The sequence below is a fragment of the Paenibacillus sp. J5 genome (assembly GCF_054955055.1).
On record NZ_JBUEDD010000008.1, the window covers coordinates 151,234 to 170,180 of the forward strand.

General features: G+C 52.4%; 10 protein-coding genes and 1 pseudogene. 6 read left to right on the forward strand and 5 right to left on the reverse strand.

What is annotated here, in order from left to right; genetic code table 11:
• Positions 1 to 25: 25 nt before the first annotated feature.
• The gene (locus tag ACY1JZ_RS16035) at positions 26 to 916 is read right to left on the reverse strand and encodes a glycosyltransferase family 17 protein (protein ID WP_462630089.1); all 891 of its coding nucleotides are present in this window, start codon (positions 914 to 916) and stop codon (positions 26 to 28) included.
• Between the two features lie 18 nt (positions 917 to 934).
• Positions 935 to 9,496: a non-ribosomal peptide synthetase gene (locus ACY1JZ_RS16040; protein WP_462630091.1), complete on the reverse strand. Its 8,562-nt coding sequence runs from the start codon at positions 9,494 to 9,496 to the stop codon at positions 935 to 937.
• 408 nt (positions 9,497 to 9,904) lie between these two features.
• Between ACY1JZ_RS16040 and ACY1JZ_RS16045 the strand changes: the two genes are divergently transcribed.
• Together ACY1JZ_RS16045 and ACY1JZ_RS16050 are read left to right on the forward strand one after the other, a co-directional pair.
• Positions 9,905 to 10,360, forward strand: a complete 456-nt coding sequence (locus ACY1JZ_RS16045; RefSeq protein ID WP_462630092.1) for a hypothetical protein — start codon at positions 9,905 to 9,907, stop codon at positions 10,358 to 10,360.
• On the forward strand, positions 10,353 to 10,559 hold the full coding sequence (locus ACY1JZ_RS16050) for a helix-turn-helix transcriptional regulator (protein WP_462630093.1): 207 nt from the start codon (positions 10,353 to 10,355) through the stop codon (positions 10,557 to 10,559). Before ACY1JZ_RS16045 ends, ACY1JZ_RS16050 begins: the two co-directional genes overlap by 8 nt.
• A 125-nt stretch (positions 10,560 to 10,684) precedes the next feature.
• Here the strand turns inward: ACY1JZ_RS16050 and ACY1JZ_RS16055 are convergent, their stop codons facing one another.
• On the reverse strand, positions 10,685 to 11,488 hold the full coding sequence (locus ACY1JZ_RS16055) for an HNH endonuclease (protein ID WP_462630094.1): 804 nt from the start codon (positions 11,486 to 11,488) through the stop codon (positions 10,685 to 10,687).
• Positions 11,489 to 11,587: 99 nt separating this feature from the next.
• Here ACY1JZ_RS16055 and ACY1JZ_RS16060 point away from each other — a divergent pair.
• A pseudogene (locus tag ACY1JZ_RS16060) lies at positions 11,588 to 12,133 on the forward strand (Rpn family recombination-promoting nuclease/putative transposase); the annotation flags it as partial.
• A 264-nt stretch (positions 12,134 to 12,397) separates the two neighbouring features.
• Here ACY1JZ_RS16060 and ACY1JZ_RS16065 read toward each other — a convergent pair.
• Both ACY1JZ_RS16065 and ACY1JZ_RS16070 read right to left on the reverse strand, forming a co-directional pair.
• On the reverse strand, positions 12,398 to 12,913 hold the full coding sequence (locus ACY1JZ_RS16065; RefSeq protein ID WP_462630095.1) for a MarR family winged helix-turn-helix transcriptional regulator: 516 nt from the start codon (positions 12,911 to 12,913) through the stop codon (positions 12,398 to 12,400).
• A 46-nt stretch (positions 12,914 to 12,959) separates the two neighbouring features.
• Positions 12,960 to 13,769: an alpha/beta hydrolase gene (locus tag ACY1JZ_RS16070; protein ID WP_462630096.1), complete on the reverse strand. Its 810-nt coding sequence runs from the start codon at positions 13,767 to 13,769 to the stop codon at positions 12,960 to 12,962.
• 374 nt (positions 13,770 to 14,143) lie between these two features.
• Here ACY1JZ_RS16070 and ACY1JZ_RS16075 point away from each other — a divergent pair, with 374 nt between their 5' ends.
• The 3 genes from ACY1JZ_RS16075 to ACY1JZ_RS16085 all read left to right on the forward strand — a co-directional run bounded on the left by ACY1JZ_RS16075 (position 14,144) and on the right by ACY1JZ_RS16085 (position 18,943).
• A complete protein-coding gene (locus ACY1JZ_RS16075) occupies positions 14,144 to 14,623 on the forward strand; it encodes a hypothetical protein (RefSeq protein WP_462630097.1) in 480 nt (159 codons plus the stop codon).
• A gap of 390 nt (positions 14,624 to 15,013) precedes the next feature.
• The gene (locus ACY1JZ_RS16080; protein WP_462630098.1) at positions 15,014 to 16,978 is read left to right on the forward strand and encodes a cellulase family glycosylhydrolase; all 1,965 of its coding nucleotides are present in this window, start codon (positions 15,014 to 15,016) and stop codon (positions 16,976 to 16,978) included.
• A 180-nt stretch (positions 16,979 to 17,158) separates the two neighbouring features.
• Positions 17,159 to 18,943, forward strand: coding sequence for an IS1182 family transposase (locus ACY1JZ_RS16085; protein WP_462630099.1), 1,785 nt, complete (start codon positions 17,159 to 17,161; stop codon positions 18,941 to 18,943).
• The last annotated feature ends 4 nt before the right edge of the window (positions 18,944 to 18,947 follow it).

Here is an 18,947-nt window from a genome sequence, read left to right on the forward strand (position 1 = left end):
TTCGACACATGAGCATTGATCTCCATTAGGAAGACCTCCAGTACAACAGCTCCGCTGATGGAATATCTTGCAGCGCGGGCAGGAATGGCTTGTCGTTGTCCACATACAGCTCCGTATCGAGATAGTACAGCTTCTTATGCTCCAGACACTGCTGGATGTACGACTCATTCACGATGCTCTTGTCCTTGACATTAGCAGCGAACGCCTGGAGCTTGGGGAGCGCGGTCTGTTGATAGTCGAGCCATGAATGGTGGAACCCGGCTGGCTCCTCCAGACAATAGATGTCGTGATAAAGCCCCTCCGCAATTCCCTTCTTCCTGAGATAGTCCCCCGAGAAGGGCATGCTGCGGAAGAATCGTCCGGTCATCGCAAACACCCGATAGCTCCAATGCGGCGCACCGTGATTGGAACGGCAGAACAGATTCAGATAAAAGACAGAATAGTGCATTTTAATCGTAATAATCTGACGCCGCTTCACCTCCGAGACGATCCGGTCTGCCATCCGGCTGTCGATGATCTCATCGAAATCCGCCAAAATAATGACATCGTCATCCTCAATCTGCTCGCGCAAAATCTCCGAGCACCGGCTCCGCTGGTACGCCTCGTTATAAAATGCGCTGTTGTAGCTCAGCAAGCGCCAGTACCAGCGATCAAAGTTCGCCGCCTGGCATGTCTCCCGGTTGAAATACAAGGCATGCCGTTCCGGCTGGCGAAACACAGGGTCGGCATGAAGCGTATGGTACACCACCTTCGAACCGACATTCGCCGGGTCGAAGTTCCACGGCTTGTCCGCATAGCTGTAGGTTTTATTCGCTTCCATGACATGCAGCTCGTCGATCCACCTTGCATTCTCCCTCAATTTGATCTCCGCCACCCGATTCTCGTTGAAGAACGGGCAATATTCATAGATTTTCATGCTCGAAGCTCCCTTCTCTTATCGTTGTGAGTGAATGAACCTTGAGGCATGGATGCACTGGCGCAAATGTGCCGCGTATCGGCGCATCAGCTCTGCCGCCGTTGCCTCCCCGTAGTGCAGCGTGCTGTAATAACAGGTCAGGCTCAGGCTGTCCCTCCTCAAGCAAACCGTCATATTCAACCAATAGGCTGAAGGATTATCGGGCGCATTGGTATGGCCATAAGGCAAGCTTAACGGCTCATGGAAGTCATCGGCTTGCCACGCGATTTCCTCGGATTGATAATGGAACAGCATGCGGCTGCTATCGGCGAGCGGCTCCGCCTCCGGGTGAAGCTGCGGTACGATATACCGCAAGGCCAGGTAGTCCATTCCACCATGCGGAATCTGTTGCAGCATCGCTCTGACCTGCTCCAGCACCGCCGCCTCGTCACCTGCAAGCTCCCGCTCTCCGATGCGGAGGCGCACCGGGTATGCACCTGCGAAAAATCCGACTGTGCGGAATAACGATAGCTTCGGCAGGAAGGATTCGCGCTGGTAGGACATCAGATGCAGCAGCAGATCCGATTGCCCTGTCAGGTCATAGCAGGTCTGTGCCCATACCGCGAGCAGCACCCCAAGAGGACTCGTCTGCTGTTCAGCCGCATATTCCTTTAAGGCTCTGACTTGCTCGCTGCCCTCCAGCAGCTCCACGGTGATCGTGGCCATCTGACTGTGAAGAGGCCATGCCTCCGTATCCCGGTCGGTTCGCAGCAGTTCTCCGCCCGCAACGACCTCTCTCCAGTAGGCCTCCACATCGCCTGGAATGCCACTAGCTGCATAGTGCGTCAGCGCCTCGCACCAATCGCGGTAGCTGCTGCCTGCATCTGCTTCCCCAAGATGTGCTGCCTCATGCTGTGCTCCCTCATGCTCCCGTCCCGATCCATTGAATAGTGCCAGATCCTCCAGAATAATCTTCAATGACATGCCGTCACAGATCGAATGATGGAACAGGAGCAGCAATACTTGTCCGCATCCACTCCCGTAATGGTCAAACAATACCGCTCTCCACAATGGACCGCTCTCCAGGTTGAGCTCTTGCTGAAGACGGACACAGCAATTGGAGATCACTGTATCATGAGAAGTCTCCTCCCGCAGATCGATGCAGGTCAACAACTGATCGCTGTCAAGCTCCTGTTCGTATTGGTACCACTCCCCCTGCTCCGAGCGGGCGAAGGTCAGCCGCAAGGCCGCATGTCGCTGCACCAGAAGCTGCAAGGCCCGGCTCAGCTCTTCGCGGGTCATGGGTCGCTTGAGCAGTCCCATGTAAGGGAAATTGAACAGGTTGCGCTCCTTCAAGTCTCGGGTGAAGAACCGTCTTTGCACGGCCGATAGCGGGAATCCATCATGGGGGTACGTCCTCAGCTCCGATGACCCTCGTTGGGCATCTGTAACGATAACGCCGGCGCCCGGCGACTCTGCTGGCGCCTCGCTCAAGGAGCGAGCCAGCCGTTCGATTGTCTGCTCCCGCATAATCTGATTGACCGTCACCGCATGCCCGTTCTTGTGCAGCATGCTGACGATACGCAGCGCATGGAGCGAATGCCCGCCAAGCGCATAAAATTCCTCATCCTTGCGTATGGAAGCAAGCTTCAATACATGGCGCAAGATCAGCTCCAGCTCTTGCTCCAGGTCTGTCATGACTTCAGGAGCAGGATCAGCTCCGTCGCGGAGTTGTTGCGCCTCCGGCAGCGGAAGCTGCCTCCGATCTACCTTGCCATTGACCGTCAGCGGGAAGGAAGCCAGCTCCACATACCGGTAAGGCAGCATATAGGCCGGGAGATGTCTGGCCATATAGGCCGAGATGGCATCCCCCTGCTCCTTCGCTTCAGATGTATAGTAGGCAATCAAGCGAAGCTCTCCCAGCATCTCTCGGGCGAGTACAACCCCTTGCTTGACTGCAGGCGAGTTGTTAAGCCGGTACTCGATCTCCCCAAGCTCGATCCGATTGCCCCGAAGCTTCAACTGGCCATCTCTCCGCCCGATATATTCGATATTACCGTCCGCCAGCCATCTACCGCGGTCGCCTGTCCGGTACAGAACCAGGTTCCTCCCCTTATCCCGATCCTCAGCAGAGGCATACTTGTTCGGAACAAATACCTCGCGCGTCAGCTCCTCCTGTCTCCAGTAGCCGCGTGCGACGCCATCTCCTCCTACGCAGATTTCACCGACAGCGCCGATAGGCAGAGCATCCCCCTTGGCATTTAGAATATAGCAGGTCGTATTGCTGATCGGTCTGCCGATCGGGATATGACGCTCTGCAGGGAGCTCGAACCCGCGATGCTCATTGCCACGCTGCTCCATCTCGGGATGCTCACTGCCTTGTTGCTCCTTGCCTTGGGCCCCATTGTCAGGATACTCAAGCAGATAGCTGGTCGAGAAGGTCGTGTTCTCCGTCGGGCCATAGACATGCAGAATGCGCAGCGCAGGGTGTGCGAGACGCAGACGCCAGATCAGCTTGACCGATAGCGTCTCTCCGCCTACGAGCAGCGAGCGAAGCCCGGCAAACATCGTGACATCCTCCTCAATCCACTGATGGCATAAGGCCGTGCTGAGCCATAACGTGTTGATGTCCCATGTCCTCATCCGCTGCTTCAACAGAAGGAGATTCAATAGATCATCCTTGGATACGACAAACAAGCGCCCCCCGTTCAGCAGCGTGCCCCATATCTCGAAGGTTGAAGCGTCAAATACGGGCGAACCGGTATAGAGCAGCCTCATATGCTCGGCAAACGGGTAATAGTTCGTATTCTTCACCAGACGGATAATGCTGCGATGCTCCACCATCACCCCCTTCGGTCTGCCTGTTGAACCTGACGTGTACATCAGGTAGGCCAGATCAGCGGCAGTCGCTCGTGCAGCGCTGTTGTCCTCGTGCTCTTGCTCCACAGGAGCGTCAACGGCGAAAGCCTCCGCATAGATCAGCTTCAAGCGATGACCTTGTCCCGCCTCGATCACACGTTCCGTCTCGCTGCGCAGAGTGATGATCGTCTCCAGCCCCGCATCCCGGATCAGATCACGAGTACGTTCTATCGGGACATCGGGGTCTATCGGCACATAAGCACAGCCGGACTTCAGGATACCGAGAATGGCAACGATAAATTCGAGAGAACGCGGCAGATAGACACCAACATATTGACCGTGATCCACTCCCGCCTCCACAAGGAGGCGTGCCGCATGCCGGGATAATCGGCTCAAGCTCTCATACGTGAGCGTCTGATCATAAGCGATGACGGCAGGCTGGTTCGAGCGTAGCTGAGCCTGCTCCTCGAACAGCTCGGCTACGGAGCTCTCCCGCGGATATTCGGTGAAGGTACGGTTCCAATCGTAGACGATACGCCTGTGGTCGTCCTCGGACAGTAGCGAGATGTCGCAGACCGCGCCATCAGGATGCTCGACCGCAGCATACAGCACGTGATGCAGATAGGCTGTCAGCCTGCGAACCGCGTCTTGCTCCATTCGCTCTGCATCATAGATCAGCTTGATCGTTACTTGCTCTCCATCGCTGGCAATGGTGATTGTGAGCGGATAATTCGTTTTCTCACTCTCCTCCATCCCCATCATGTGAAGCTCACCTGCAGGCTGGCGATAGTCGTTCACATAATTCTCGAAGGCTACGATACTGTGAAACAGCGTGGAGCTCTGCAGGGCACTCCAGCTCTTCAATTCCGTCAGATTCACATAGCAGTAATCGTTCAGCTTGTGAATCGTATGATGAAGCTCCTGGACATAGCGAGTGACAGAGAGCTCAGTGTCCCACTTCATAACCAGCGGGAGCGTGTTAATGAGCAGTCCGGTGATCCGATCCGCTGCAGGCAGGTCCGAGCCACGACCGGACACAACCATGCCGAATACCGTCACCTCCACATCATGAAGCACCTGCAGCACCTTTCCCCAGGCGAACTGCACCAATGTATTGAGCGTTATTTGCGCTTGACGCACATACGCCGCGATGCGTCCGGTAAAATCTGCGTCCAGTTGCAGCGTCTCCACCTGCTGTGTGCGGATCGGCTGGTGCGCATCGAAGCTCTGGCCGCTGCTGTCCATGGGCAGCGGTGTCGGCTCGGTGAGCTCGGCCAGGTAGGTTCGCCAGAACTCTTCGGCCTCTGTTCGATCCTTCGAGATCAGCCACCGTATATAGGGCTCGAAGGAGAGGGAGGGATTACGCTGAGGCGCTATCGCTTGCTCGGAGCAGGCATACAGGTCATGAACACGGTTCAGCAGCAGCGGAAGGCTCCATCCGTCTAGCACGATATGATGGTAGCTCCAGACCACCGTCCACTCCTCCGCACTATTCCGCTGGAGCGCAAGGCGGTGCGCAGGCTGCCGCAGATCGAAGCGGCGAGCACGATCCTGCGTCATCCACCGCTCGTAGCAGGCATGCTGCTGCTCCTGCGTGAGCGAGCTGATGTCCTCCACTGTCCAGCTTAGCTTGGCGTGCTGAACGATGCACTGAACCGGCTCATCCAGCCCTTCCCAGACAAAGCAAGTACGCAAGCAATCATTCTCATCCATGACGCGCTGCCACGCTTCCAGGTAACGATCGGCATCGAGCTGCCCCTTGTATTTCCAACTGCATTGCACGACATATTGGTCAGAGGACACATGATCGAGATAATGGAACAAGAGCCCTTGCTGCATCGGACTTAACGGCAGCACCTGATTCAGACCATGGAGCCCGTGATTGTGTACGATCTGAGCCAGCGATTGTTGATTCAGCGACACGAACGGGAAATCGCTTGGCGTATACCCTGCCATCTCTTGGCTCGCACAGTGCTCAGTGACCAGCAGCAGATATGAGATGAAGCTTTCGGTCAGGCGGGCAATCGTCGCTTCCTCGTAATGGCGCTTAGCATATTTCACATACAGATTCAGCTTGCCCTGAATGATGGAGCAGTTCAGCTCCAACAGACTGGTGCCGTGATTTTCGGGAGAGCTATGATCCTGTGCGGCATCCCTTGTGAAGCGGAGCCACTGGCCAGCTTCCTCATCTCCCCCTGATTCCGCAGAATCGAACTGACCGAGATAGTTGAATAACGCCTGCGGCTCGGCACCTGTCAGCGAGGCTCGCACCTGCTCCGAGGAATGGCAATACCGCAGAGCACCGTAAGAGATGCCATGGTCAGGGATTCGGCGTAGCTGCTCCTTGACGGATCGGATCATATTGCCTAACGAACGGTCTGTCGGCATCTGGATACAGACAGGAAACATCGACGTAAACCAGCCCACCGTTCTCGTGATGTCCCGATCCGATACACAGTGCTCCCGTCCATGCCCCTCCAGCCGAAAGGCAACCGTATCCAGCCCCGACCAGGCGGACAGCATGAGCGTCCATGCTGTAAGCAGCAGGTCGTTGATTCGGGTATGGTAAGCATGAGCGCACTGATGCAGCAGACGGTGGGTATCGCTTGCGGACAGCGTTGCCACGAGCTCCGCCGATTCCGAGCAACTGCTGCGGCCTGCCCTATAATCGACCGGCAACGAGAAGGCGTCCGCTTGCCTCAGCACCTCCATCCAGTACGCCACATGGCGGGTCGTTGCTTCCCTGGATGCATACTCCATGATGGCTGCCTGCCACTGCTTGAAGGAGCCTGGAACCGGAGGCAGCCCGGCGCCATAATAGAGCTGAGCCAGGTCTTGCAGCAGGATGCGCCAGGACACCCCGTCGATGACGAGATGATGAACCGTCAGAAACAGACGGAGCCGACCGTCAGGATGTCCCTCGATTCTTCCGACACGTATCATCGTACCCGACTCGTAGTCCAGCTCCCTGTGCCACCGTGCGCAGATGGCGGCAATCTCCGTATCCGCTTCCTCAGCCTCGCGAATCGTGTAGGAGGCTACCTCCACACTGACATCTCTCCGGTATCGCTGCACATACGTATCCCCGCTTCGCAGGAATTGTATCGCCAGCTCCGGGTGCCACCGGATCAACTGATTAACAGCAAACTCCAGTCTTGCAGCGTCACAATGGCTGAGCACCAGCATATGGGACTGATTGAAATAATGCGGCTCCTCAAGCCGCTGCTCGAAGAACCAATGCTGGATCGGCGTCAGCCCGAATTCGCCCTCCCGATCATCATCCTGCTCCTTCGGCTCATGATCGCTCTGCCAGACGGCTACAGCCGCTAGCTTCCTGACGCTCGGATGCTCCGCCAGGTGTCTGGGGGTGATGAGGATACCCTGCTCTCTCGCCATAGACACCAACTGAATAGCAAGGATCGAATCTCCCCCGACCGCATAAAAGTGTTCGCGGACGCCGATATTTTGCCGTTTAAGCAACTGCCGCCAAACCTCCAGCAGCCGCTGCTCCAGCTCGTCTGCTCCCTCTTCGATCTCCGTCTGCGCTGCCATTTCCTCCATCGCCATCGGATGCGGAAGCGCGAGCCGGTCTATTTTGCCGCTGGTATTCAAGGGGAAAGCCTCAAGCCGGCAAAAGGAAGCAGGAACCATATAAGCTGGCAGGACGGTGGTCAGATGCTGGATCAATGCGCTCTCCTTGAGCTCGGCAACGGATGTGTAGTAAGCCGCAAGCTTCTGATGCTGTCCGTCGTGCCACGCCATGACCAGGCATTGCCCGATTCCCGGATAGCTCCGAAGCTGATTCTCGATCTCTCCAAGCTCTATGCGATAGCCTCGGATCTTGACCTGATCATCACTGCGACCCAGATAGATGAGCTCCCCGTCCGCCGTCCATCTCACGATGTCCCCGGTTCTGTAAAGCCTCTGACTCCGGGGAACAAGACCGTCCCCCATCACAAGCTCCTTGTGTACGAAGCGCTCCTTCGTCAGCTCTTCCCGGTTCAAGTAGCCTCGGGCCAGCCCGATGCCGCCCACCCATAATTCACCGGGAACGCCGACCGGAACAGGATTCCCGGCAGGATTCAGTACGAACAGATGTCGGTTGGATACAGGCCTGCCGATTGTCACCTCTACGCCTGGCTTGCAAGTCGCAACCGCACTAATAATGGTCGCTTCCGTCGGGCCATATGCATTCATGAACAACCGCTCCCGGCCCCACGCCATCACAAGATCAGGCGAGCAAGCCTCTCCTCCTGAGATGATCAGTCGCAGGGCAGGTAAATCCCGCTTGGTCATCGTCTTGATGATGGAGGGCAGCAAAAACGTAACATGGATATTTTTGTGCGCCAGTATTTCCGTCATATCGGCATAAGGCGGAAGCTCGTCATCCGCCAGCGCCACGACTGTTGCACCGCTCGCTAACGTTCCGAGCCACTCAAAAACCGAGGCGTCGAAGCTCATCGAAGCAAATTGCGTCATCCTTGTATTCGGAGTCAGACTAAGCCCGTCAATCAAATAGGGTATTAATGCAACAAGCCCCTGATGTTCAATCAACACTCCCTTTGGCTTCCCTGTGGAGCCGGACGTATAGATGACATAGGCCAGATCGCTTGGCTGAACCTGAACGCCCACATTCTCATCTAATCCTCCATACTGTGCAAGACACTCGTCAACACATATTATCTGCGACTGCGCCTGTCCGATCTGATGGATCATCGGCAGCAGCATCGCTGCTAATCGACGAGTGGTCAGAATTACTTGCGATTGTGCATCCTCCAGAATGAACCGAATCCGTTCCTCAGGGTAGGCGGGGTCCACTGGCAGATAAGCGCCCCCGGCCTTCATCACGCCGAGTATGGCGGGCAGCACATCTGCGCTTCGGTCCATAACCAGGGTTACCGGGATTGCTTGCAGTTGCTCCAGCCCCCCAACCGCCAGGAGCGTATCCCTGATTATACGGGCAACACGGTTCGCCCTACGGTTCAGCTCCGCGTAACTAAGCTTCTGCTCACGGAACTCCAAGGCGATGGCCTCCGGCGTATGGGCCGCCTGTTCCTCGATGAATTGATGAACGGTCTTGTGCCTGGCGTAGGCCTTGTCCGTCTCCAGCCATCTCAGGAGCTGCTCACCTTCACTTGCCGTCAGGAACGGATGCGACAGCACTGGCTTCTCCGGGTCGCGTACTATACCGCTCAACAGAACTCGGAATTGTCCCCCGAGCGCAGCGATCTGCGCTTCATCGACATTTCTTCGATCATACAGAATCGTATACCCCAGCTCGCCCTGGCGGTACTCATACACGAATTGGATCATCGGCTGGCTCAGCTCGCCCCCGGCGAGGCTGCTGAATGGACTCCAGCGCGCTTGTACGAGACCAGCAAGGCAGCCTCCCTCTGACAGCATCGCGTCGATCGCCTCTGTTGTGTCTATCTTGCTCATCGTGCTTAGTGTGTCTAGCGTGTCTAGCGTGTCTACGGAACATGCTTCAGCACTATTTCTATCATCCATCTGCGTCTTCACTCGATGAACCAACTCATAGCACTGATCTTCACGGTGTATGGATAGTAGAATCGGATCATGCTGAGTACAGGCCGCCTCTGCTACATTTGGTAACATACAATGCCAGACGGCTATCTCATCATCATGAACATAATGAGCATGCAGGACAGACCACACCGTCGTCAGAAATGAAGCCATACACAGCTCATGTTGGCGGATAAGTGCTGTTATAGCCGAGACCATGCTTGCCTCCAAGCGAAAGCTCAATTCGGCACGCTCACTCTGACATTGATCTGGTTCCTCATTCATGGACGATGGCGGCAAGCCTCTCCTACTAACTTCGACAGCTTCAGACAGACCATGCCGAGTGTTTTTTGCAGGTACAGTCACTATTCAACCCCCTTCTATTGATATGAAAAAAATAAGTATTAATGAAAATTATACCATTACAGAGAACATAATCCTATCAGAACTTTCGTTCGAACACTGCTTATTCCATATACGATCTAAGATATTGAGAGAGCAAGCTATGATGTGAGGCGAAGCTATCCTCATCCAATACCAACCGCGCTTCGTAAATCTAACTTGAATATGTAACTCTAAGGTGATAATATGAGTAGCATAGGTTACATATTGAAGGAGGGGATGAAGTTGGCATCTGAAGTTACACAGTTGGAGAAGAACAGGGGACAATTCATCAAAAGAAGTCTGATCGGTTTTGCAGTATGGCAGCTAGCCTATTTGTTCCACTATCTGCATGTATTCACCCTTGAGTTCATCACCATCATCGTGACCACGATTTCACTTATTGGTGCGATAGTATGGGCATATTACCTTGTAAAGATTGTCCTGTTATCTGTTCGCATGCAAAAGCAGCGTCAACTGGCCATGTCATTGAACAATGAGTACTATCAATTGCTCCGATTGAAGAGCTTTGCAGCAGGCTTTTGGATATTGCTCGTGGCGATCGGAGTTTCCCTTGTACTCGGCTTATACGTTGAATTGAATCCCCGGCTTGTGCTGCATGTATTGCTCGTCATTGGGGTCATCGGCGCGCTAGCCGGATACTTGATTGTGGACAAGGATGAGGTTCTCGACGATGAGTGAGGAACTTCTGGAGAATACAATCAAGGTGCAGCGAGCCAGGCTGAAGCTGACGCAGGAACAGCTCGCAGAATTGATCGGGGTGACCCGCAAGACGGTGAACACGATTGAGAATGGCAAGTTCATACCAAGTACAGTACTAGCCATTAAGATGGCAAAGGTTTTAGGAGTTTCGGTCGAGGAATTATTTATTCTGAAGTAACATAGGACGGGATGCCGCTTGCGGCATCCCGTCCTGCTGTCATCCACATCGGGGCATCTCGTATGGAGTCAAAAAAGCAGCCCTCCGGCTGCTTCAATTGTTGGATTTACTGAGCTACATGCCACTCATTCGTTCTTGCTGGTGAATACGTCCAGATCCTGATCCGCCTTCGATTGATTGCATTCATTGCAGGCACAGACAATGTTAAGCGGTGTGGTATGTCCGCCCTTGGCGCGGGGAACCAGGTGGTCGATCGTATCGCCATATTGACCGCAGAAGTAGCAGGTGTAAGCATCACGCTCCAGAATCAGCCGCCGGAACTCCTTGTTCGCATAGATTCTCCTGATCGTATGGGGATTGACCATGACCGCGGCACGCTCTCGGACAAGAATTGCAGCCAGCTCCAGCTCGATCTCCTGATACCAACTGCGACCGTTATCCGTCTTGCCGCGCATGCGAATAAAACCGCCGCGAGTTGGTCTAAGGCCAGACGCATCCGCCTCCTTGTGCTCCGCTAATGGCGGAAGCGCCTGGCTGTGCTGTCCAGCTCTGCGCACGCTGCGTGTCGCTAGCGGCTGCTGTGGCTTGGCCTTGTCGGATGGGGTGGCTCGCTTGCTTCTCCGCTTCCGTTTCCGCTTGCGCTTGCGCTGAGGCTCAGATACGGCTGTACCGCCCTGCTCTAAGCTTGATACGGAGAGCCGCTCGGCAGGCTCCGGTGGCGCAGCTTCATCCCCTCTGCTCAAGGGCGGCTCCACATGGACGCTCTGCAGCGATGCTTCTATTGAGTTCAGGCGGCGGCAGTCCCGGCATGTGCCGCGACGCTTGCCGCCGCTTCGTCTGAGAAAATGAGGTATAGGTTTGGCCTGCCCGCATGCAATACAAATCTTGTGTCCTGCGGCAGGCTCCCCTGTTGTTTGTTTACGCATCATACCTATAGTATACCACGCCGTCAGGAATTTGACTTCCTTAGCGTTAGTCGGAAAAAGACGTCTAGATACAACTTGAGATGAAAAGCATGATAAAATAAAAAGAAGTGCGTCACAATCAATATTCTGAACTATTCTTTTATTACGAACGACCGTTATCATAATGTGTTTCATCTGAGGGAAGACCATACGGGAATCGAATTGAGCGACGATATTGAAATCCATTTCTTGGAGTTAACCAAGCTGGATAATCATACACTGCCGATGGAAGGCGGGTTGATCAACTGGTTAATGTTCTTGAAAGGAGCCGACAAGTCAAATTGGGAGGTGCTTCAAATGAACGAGCCTACATTAAAGAAAGCAATGGATACGCTGGAGTTTCTAAGTCAGGATCAGGAAGCCCGCCGTCTGTATGAAGAGCGGCAAAAATATTTGCATGACGAAGCCTCCATGATTGAATGGGCAACAGAACGTGGGATGAAGAAAGGGTTGGAGAGAGGGCTATCCGAAGGCTTAGCCAAGGGGGAGCGAAACAAGGCCATTGAGATGGCGAGGAGCCTGCTTGCCATGGGCGTGGAGATCGAGGTTATCGTTAAGGCAAGTGGGTTATCTGAGTCTGAAGTCAGATCGTTGAAGTCCGTTGAATAGCTGTCTATCCTCCCACCTGAATAGCTCCCATGGAAGACATAGCAAAGCCGCTAAACACTGGGGAACCCCTTGTGATTAGCGGCTATTACTGTATGGAAGAGCTAGGGCGTGTCTGAACACTCTGAACGGAACAGATCTGGCCGAATTTTCGTTCCAGGCAAGGCGCTTTTTCGCAGGCGTACCGGGGGTACGTCAAGAAAAAGCAACGCAGCATGGGGCGAAAAGGCGGGGAGAGATGCCCTTGAACGGGGTTTCAGACACGACCTAGTCTTCGTTGATCTTGATCAGCTTGCGCGGGCCTTGCTCCTTCTCACCGTACCAGACGAGCGCATCTGCTAGAACATCCATAATACGAGTAAAGCTTTCCTTGTCCGCCTCGGAGATGGTGTCTGCATACTTGAAAACTTCATCAAAGCAAAGCTCACGTACAAATGCCGTGTAGTTGGCATACACCTCGCGCCCTTTTGCCGAAGGCTTAACGTAAATGTCCTTGCGGTTGCCGCTTAGATGATATTTCTCAAGCAATCCCTTCTCCATTAGATTTTTTACATTCTTGGAGAAGGTGCTGCGACTGACCCCAAGACGAGCCGCCATCTCCGACATCTTCTCGTCCTGATCCTCAGCTTCCAAAATATATTCCAGCGTCTGAATCTGCGCGGCGGAGAACATAACGTCCGTGCCGTAACTGCGCTGCAGCTTGTACGTGTTGGAATAGGCGTTGCCATACTTGATAATTTTCTCAATTAAAGCCCGATGGTTGCCCATCCAATCCAATTTCATCGGTAATCCCTTTCATCCTCATAATCTCTATTCTAATGTACCGAAATTAGAGATGTTTTTCAATCCAGGTAATGGAATCCTCAATGACCTCATCACGAGCCGTTTCATTGAAAATCTCATGCATGAGATGCGCGTAAATCTTCAGCGTCTTATCTGTGGAAGCAATCTCGCCGTAGAATTCACGTGAGTCGAGTTCACTTACCAGCCCATCGTTCGCTCCATGCAGGACAAGAACCGGCTCTACAAATTGCTTGGCATGCTCCTTCAACCACTCCACGCCGTAGCCCAGGCAATTAAACAAGTCTACAGAAATTTCCTTCTCCACCAGCGGATCATTCGCGTAAGCGGTCACAACCTCAGGAACACTGCATACACCGTCGCCCAGTTCATTCGGGAAGTAGGTACCCGGAGGAAGATCCATCGGCAATTCGCCAGCCACCTTGGTATTGTAGCGGGTCAATGCTCCAGACAGGACAATCCCTCTGACCTTTCCTGGATATTTGGTCGCGAAGGAAGTCGTCGCGAACCCACCCATACTGTGCCCGATGACAAACAACGGGAGCTCGCCGCTCTCTTGCAGAGCCGACTCGACAACTGTATTAACGTCATCAATCATCTGATGGAAATCACTGTAATAGACCTTCTTCCCTTCCGATCTTCCATGACCGCGATGATCGAAGCGGAATACGTTGAGTCCACGCGCATTCAGCTTATCCGTCACATAATCATAACGCCCGGCATGCTCACACAGGCCATGAACAATGACCACTGCCCCCTTCGCATCCTGGACAATATTTTTGCTGTAATAAAGCTTGGTGCCATCAAAGGATTCAAGCGTAGTCTCGATGAAATTCATAGGTTACCATCCCTTTCGCTATGCCCAAGCGTCCATCAGGCGCGAAGCCTGTTGCGTTGAGCGCATGTAGTATGTTTGGCGCTACACCTTATTCTCAATGAATTTCGTATTCACTGAAAATAATATTGTTTCCTGTAGAAATAATATAACATCCGTTTTGCGATTTGTCCACGATGAATTTGAAGCGTTTACATAAAAATATAGGGTACGTGCTCTGCTGAGCTTGCACGACTACGCTATCCATAGCAGCAGCCTTGTTATCTACTGTGAATGAGAATGCGGCTAGCCTTATAAAGGCATCAAGGAGGATTTTGGAAGGATTTGTCGAATCGTACTATTTGCCTACAAACATCCATTAGGAGGGTACAAAAGAAATGCAACGCGATACCAAAAGAACGACTCTCAATCCGCCCAATAGGTCAATGCCGGCCCAACAGGCTAACAGAACGGCTAGCGGGCAAGCAAGAGTCGTTAGCCCACAAGCCGTCAGCCAAGCAGGGAGAGCGGCCGGTCAGCCTCAGCCTGCCCATCATGTTCATGCCGTTCTGTGCCGCAAATGCAAGTCACAGCAGGTCGTAGCGAATAAACGGGGGTACAGCTTCGCCAATATGTTCAAGACGCTTGCGATTATGATTCTGCTCGGTATTTTGCCTATTGTCTTGACCGGCTTCGCCTTTGTCTCCAGTACAAGCGACCGTTTATACGCACTGCTCCAAGTATTCAGCTCATTGGGGATGTTATCCCTATTTCTATCGCTGCCATTAGGAATTATAGTTGGGTTTGCTGGAAGAAACGATATTGTAAACGGCTGTATGAATTGCGGCTTTAAATGGAGACCTGCTAAGAAGAAGTAAAGGTGATAGGCGGGCGAAATTAGGATAGAGTTACTAGGATGCGTCTTCAAACTCCGACGGGAGCAGATGTTGCCGAATTTTCGTTCCGGGCAAGGCGCTTGCTCGCACGGCGTACCGGGATACGTCAAGAGAAAGTAATGCAGCACGGGGCGAAAAGGCGGTGAAGGATACCCTTAAGCGGGCTGGTCCGCGGCATTTCTCTAGGTAGCCACTTCTTTGAAAGCTAAATAAAATAATAGTTTGAAAAATATGTTAATTTATATATAATCAAGATACATTATAGCTCTCCTACTTCATGCAGAAAAATTCAATCGAACAAATAGAAAGGAGTTGGAACATCGTTCCCGGTATTCGTTGTGCTCAGTTGTAGAAAATAAGGAGGTATATCCGATGAGGTTAAAAGTGAAAGTGATCCAATTGTATATGTTAGCTGCAGTTCTAGCCATTTCAGCAGCCGCTTCCGGCTGGAGTTCAACAGCGTCGGCCGCGCCGACAGCCGATTTCAGACAGTTGAACGCTTCCCAGATCGTAGCCGAGATGGGTGCAGGCTGGAATCTCGGCAACCAGCTCGAAGCCAGCGTCAATGGCATCCCCAGTGAAACCGCATGGAATAACCCGACGATAACGCCAGCACTCATCCAAACGGTAAAAGCAGCCGGCTTCAAAACCATCCGTATCCCGGTGTCGTATCTGAATCTAATTGGAAGCGCACCCAATTACACCATCAACGCTGCCTGGTTGAACAGAATAAAAACGGTTGTCGACTATGCCTACAACGAAGGCTTGTATGTCATTATCAACATTCATGGAGACGGCTTCAATTCCGTCAATGGCGCCTGGCTGCTCGTCAATTCAAGCAATCAAGCCACCATTCGGGCCAAATATCAAAAGGTGTGGGAGCAAATCGCCAATACATTTGCGAATTATGATGAGCGCTTGATCTTTGAATCCATGAACGAGGTGTTCGACGGCAATTACAATTCGCCCAACCTGTCTTATTATTCTAACCTGAATGCCTATAACCAGATTTTCGTGGATACGGTGAGACAGACCGGCAGCAATAACAGCGCGAGATGGCTCCTCGTTCCCGGCTGGAATACGACCATTGATTATACGGTCGGCAATTATGGATTCGTCATGCCAACGGATTCATACCGTTCGTCTACGATTCCGAGCTCTGAGAAAAGAATTATGATCTCCGTCCATTATTATTCTCCCTGGGACTACGCCGGCGAGGAATCAGGCACGATTACGCAATGGGGCGCAACTGCGACCAACCCCTCCAAAAAATCAACCTGGGGTCAAGAGGATTATATGGAATCGCAATTGAAGTCCGTCTACGATAAATTCGTCGTGCAAGGGTATCCTGCTGTGATCGGCGAATTTGGCTCCATTGATAAAAGCAACTTCGATGCAACGAATAATACGTATCGTGCAATCTATGCCAAGGCATTAACTGCAACGTCCAAGAAATATGGCTCTGTGCCGGTGTATTGGGATAACGGCTTTAACGGACAGTTCGGCTTCGGATTGTTCGATAGGTACACGAATACGATCACCCAGCAAGGCATTATTAATGCGATTATGAGCGGCATGGGCGGCTCGACAACGAACAACTCCACCCTTACCCCAACGACCTCTACATTTGATAAGAAAACGGCGAACCAGGCCGACATTCAAGTTGCGATGACCTTGAACGGCAATACGTTATCCAGCATCAAAAATGGAACGGCTACACTTGTTCCCGGCACCGATTATACCGTATCGGGCTCTACAGTAACCATCAAAAAAGCCTATCTGGCTGCGCGGCCCGTTGGCACGACGACGCTTACGTTCAACTTCAGTGCTGGAAGCGCTGCCACGCTTGCAATTTCGGTTATAGATTCGACTTCATCCGGTAGCGGTACGATCAAAGTACAGATGTTCAATGGCAATACGACAGCCGTAACAAGCACGCTCAATCCGCGCATCAAAATCGTCAACACGGGCACTACTGCTATTCCGTTGTCCAGTATCAAAACGAGATACTACTACACCATTGACGGCGAGCTTCCGCAAAGCTTCTTCTGCGACTGGTCCAGTGCGGGATGCGCTAACATTACGCACACCTTCACGAAGCTCCCGACTGCACAAACGGGCGCAGATTATTATTCTGAGCTCGCATTTACAAGCGGAGCCGGCTCGCTTGGCGCTGGTCAATCTATTGAAATTCAACTGCGTATATCCAAAAACGACTGGAGCTCGTATACCCAGACCAATGACTACTCCTTCGACGCAACGGATACAACGTATGTCGATTGGAACAAAGTCACTGCCTATATCAATGGCGTACTGCAATGGGGCATCGAACCGTAAGGCAGGCTCTATTGAGTTGGCTTGGTAAGCTCATATGATCCCGGAAGGGGCTGTCCAGAAAGTCAGTCAAAACTGACTGTTGGCCCCCCATTTGTTGAATGTTAAAAATGTGAACAAAAAAATCGTCCTTTCTTGTAAAATGGAAGTTACCACACACCCATTTAGGAAAGGACGATTTCTTTGCGTAATCAAATGACTACTACAGAACAGTATACCATGCAACTGACACTTCCTCTACAGGAAATCGCAGAGCAGGCCGTAGCGAAGCAACCTCTTGCCCCTACATTCAAATCCTACGACAACAAACAAGCTCAGATGATTCTGGATTTGGAGATGCTTATTCCTAACCATCATGTGGCTCGTGTTATGGATGAGATGATTGAAGCCATCCCTGACCAGCAGTTATTTGCTTATTATACGGGAGGAGGTCGCAGCTCCTACCATCCGAAAATGATGCTCAAGGTCATTCTTTACGCATACTCGCAAAAGGTCTACTCCTGCCGGGGCATCGAGAAACTTCTGCGCGAAAACATTCCGGCAATGTGGCTGGCGGCGATGCAACAACCGGATTTCCGCACGTTGAACGATTTCCGCGGTGTGCGCATGAAAGCCCTTATGGATGAGCTGTTTGAAACGATGATTCACAAGCTTATTGCGGACAAGTACATCACCATGGACAACTACTTCCTCGACGGCACAAAGATCGAAGCTGACGCGAACAAGTATTCATTTGTGTGGAAAAAATCCACACTGCGCTTCGAAGAGAAGCTCAAGGAAAAGGTGCAGGCGACCCTGGCACATATTCATGCACTCGCCGAGCAGGAAGCTGGCGAATACACGGCAGTAGGCGCTGAGGAACTCCCTGCCCAGCTTAAAAAAGCAGCCGCCATGTTAGAAGAGAAGGTCGAGGATTTCACCGAACAGATCGCACAGGCAAGCAGGAGCGAAGACAGGAAAGAGCTACGCCGAAAAAGAAGCGCATGGAGGCAACCGCTGAAACAAATACAGGAGGACTTTCTCCCTCGATTGGCTAAGTATGAGCAACAGAAAACCATCTTTGGTGATCGTAACAGTTACTCCAAAACCGACCCAGATGCTACGTTTATGCGGATGAAGGAAGATCACATGAAAAACGGTCAATTGAAGCCGGGCTACAATGTGCAGATGGCGACCGAAAACCAGTTCATTCTGTTCTACAGCCTACACCAACGCCCTACTGATACGCGCTGCTTCATCCCCCATATGAAGCGCCACGCAGCGTCTTCTTTGCCGATGCCCAAAACGGTGATCGCCGACGCAGGCTATGGAAGTGAGGAAAACTATTTGTATGCGCTAGGAGAAGAAAAAGAACCGCGTTTTGATGTGCTCCTGCCTTACGGCAGCTATATGAAGGAGAAAACACGTCGTTACAAAAAGGACATCCGACATGCCTCAAACTGGACGTATGAAGCGCACGATGATCAGTTTGTATGCCCGAATGGCCGCTATATTCGCTTTAAGAAATACCAAACCAAGAAAAATGCATCGGGTCTGGAGCAAAGCTTCAAGATCTATGAATGTGAAGATTGCAGCAACTGCCCCTTCAAGCCTGCATGCACCAAGGCGAAAGGAAACCGTCAGGTACACTGGAATACGATATGGGAAGAACTGAAAGCAAAGGCCAAAAGAGCCCTTGAGGATGACGAGAAATCTGCGATCTATGCTCGGCGTAAAGTCGAGGTTGAGAGCGTATTTGGTCACATCAAGGGCAACCGGTCGTTCCGAAGGTTCTCCTTGCGAGGACTGGAGAAGGTTCACACCGAGTTTGGGATTGTGGCTCTAGCGCACAATCTACTGAAGGTGGCGGGCATCCGCTTCGCCACTTTCCAACAGAAGCAAAAGAACCAAAAAAGTTGGACGGAAAACATTACGTTTCTCCGCCCAACTTTTTTATTTGGGGGCTTTTTGGACAGCCCCTTCTTATGATCGG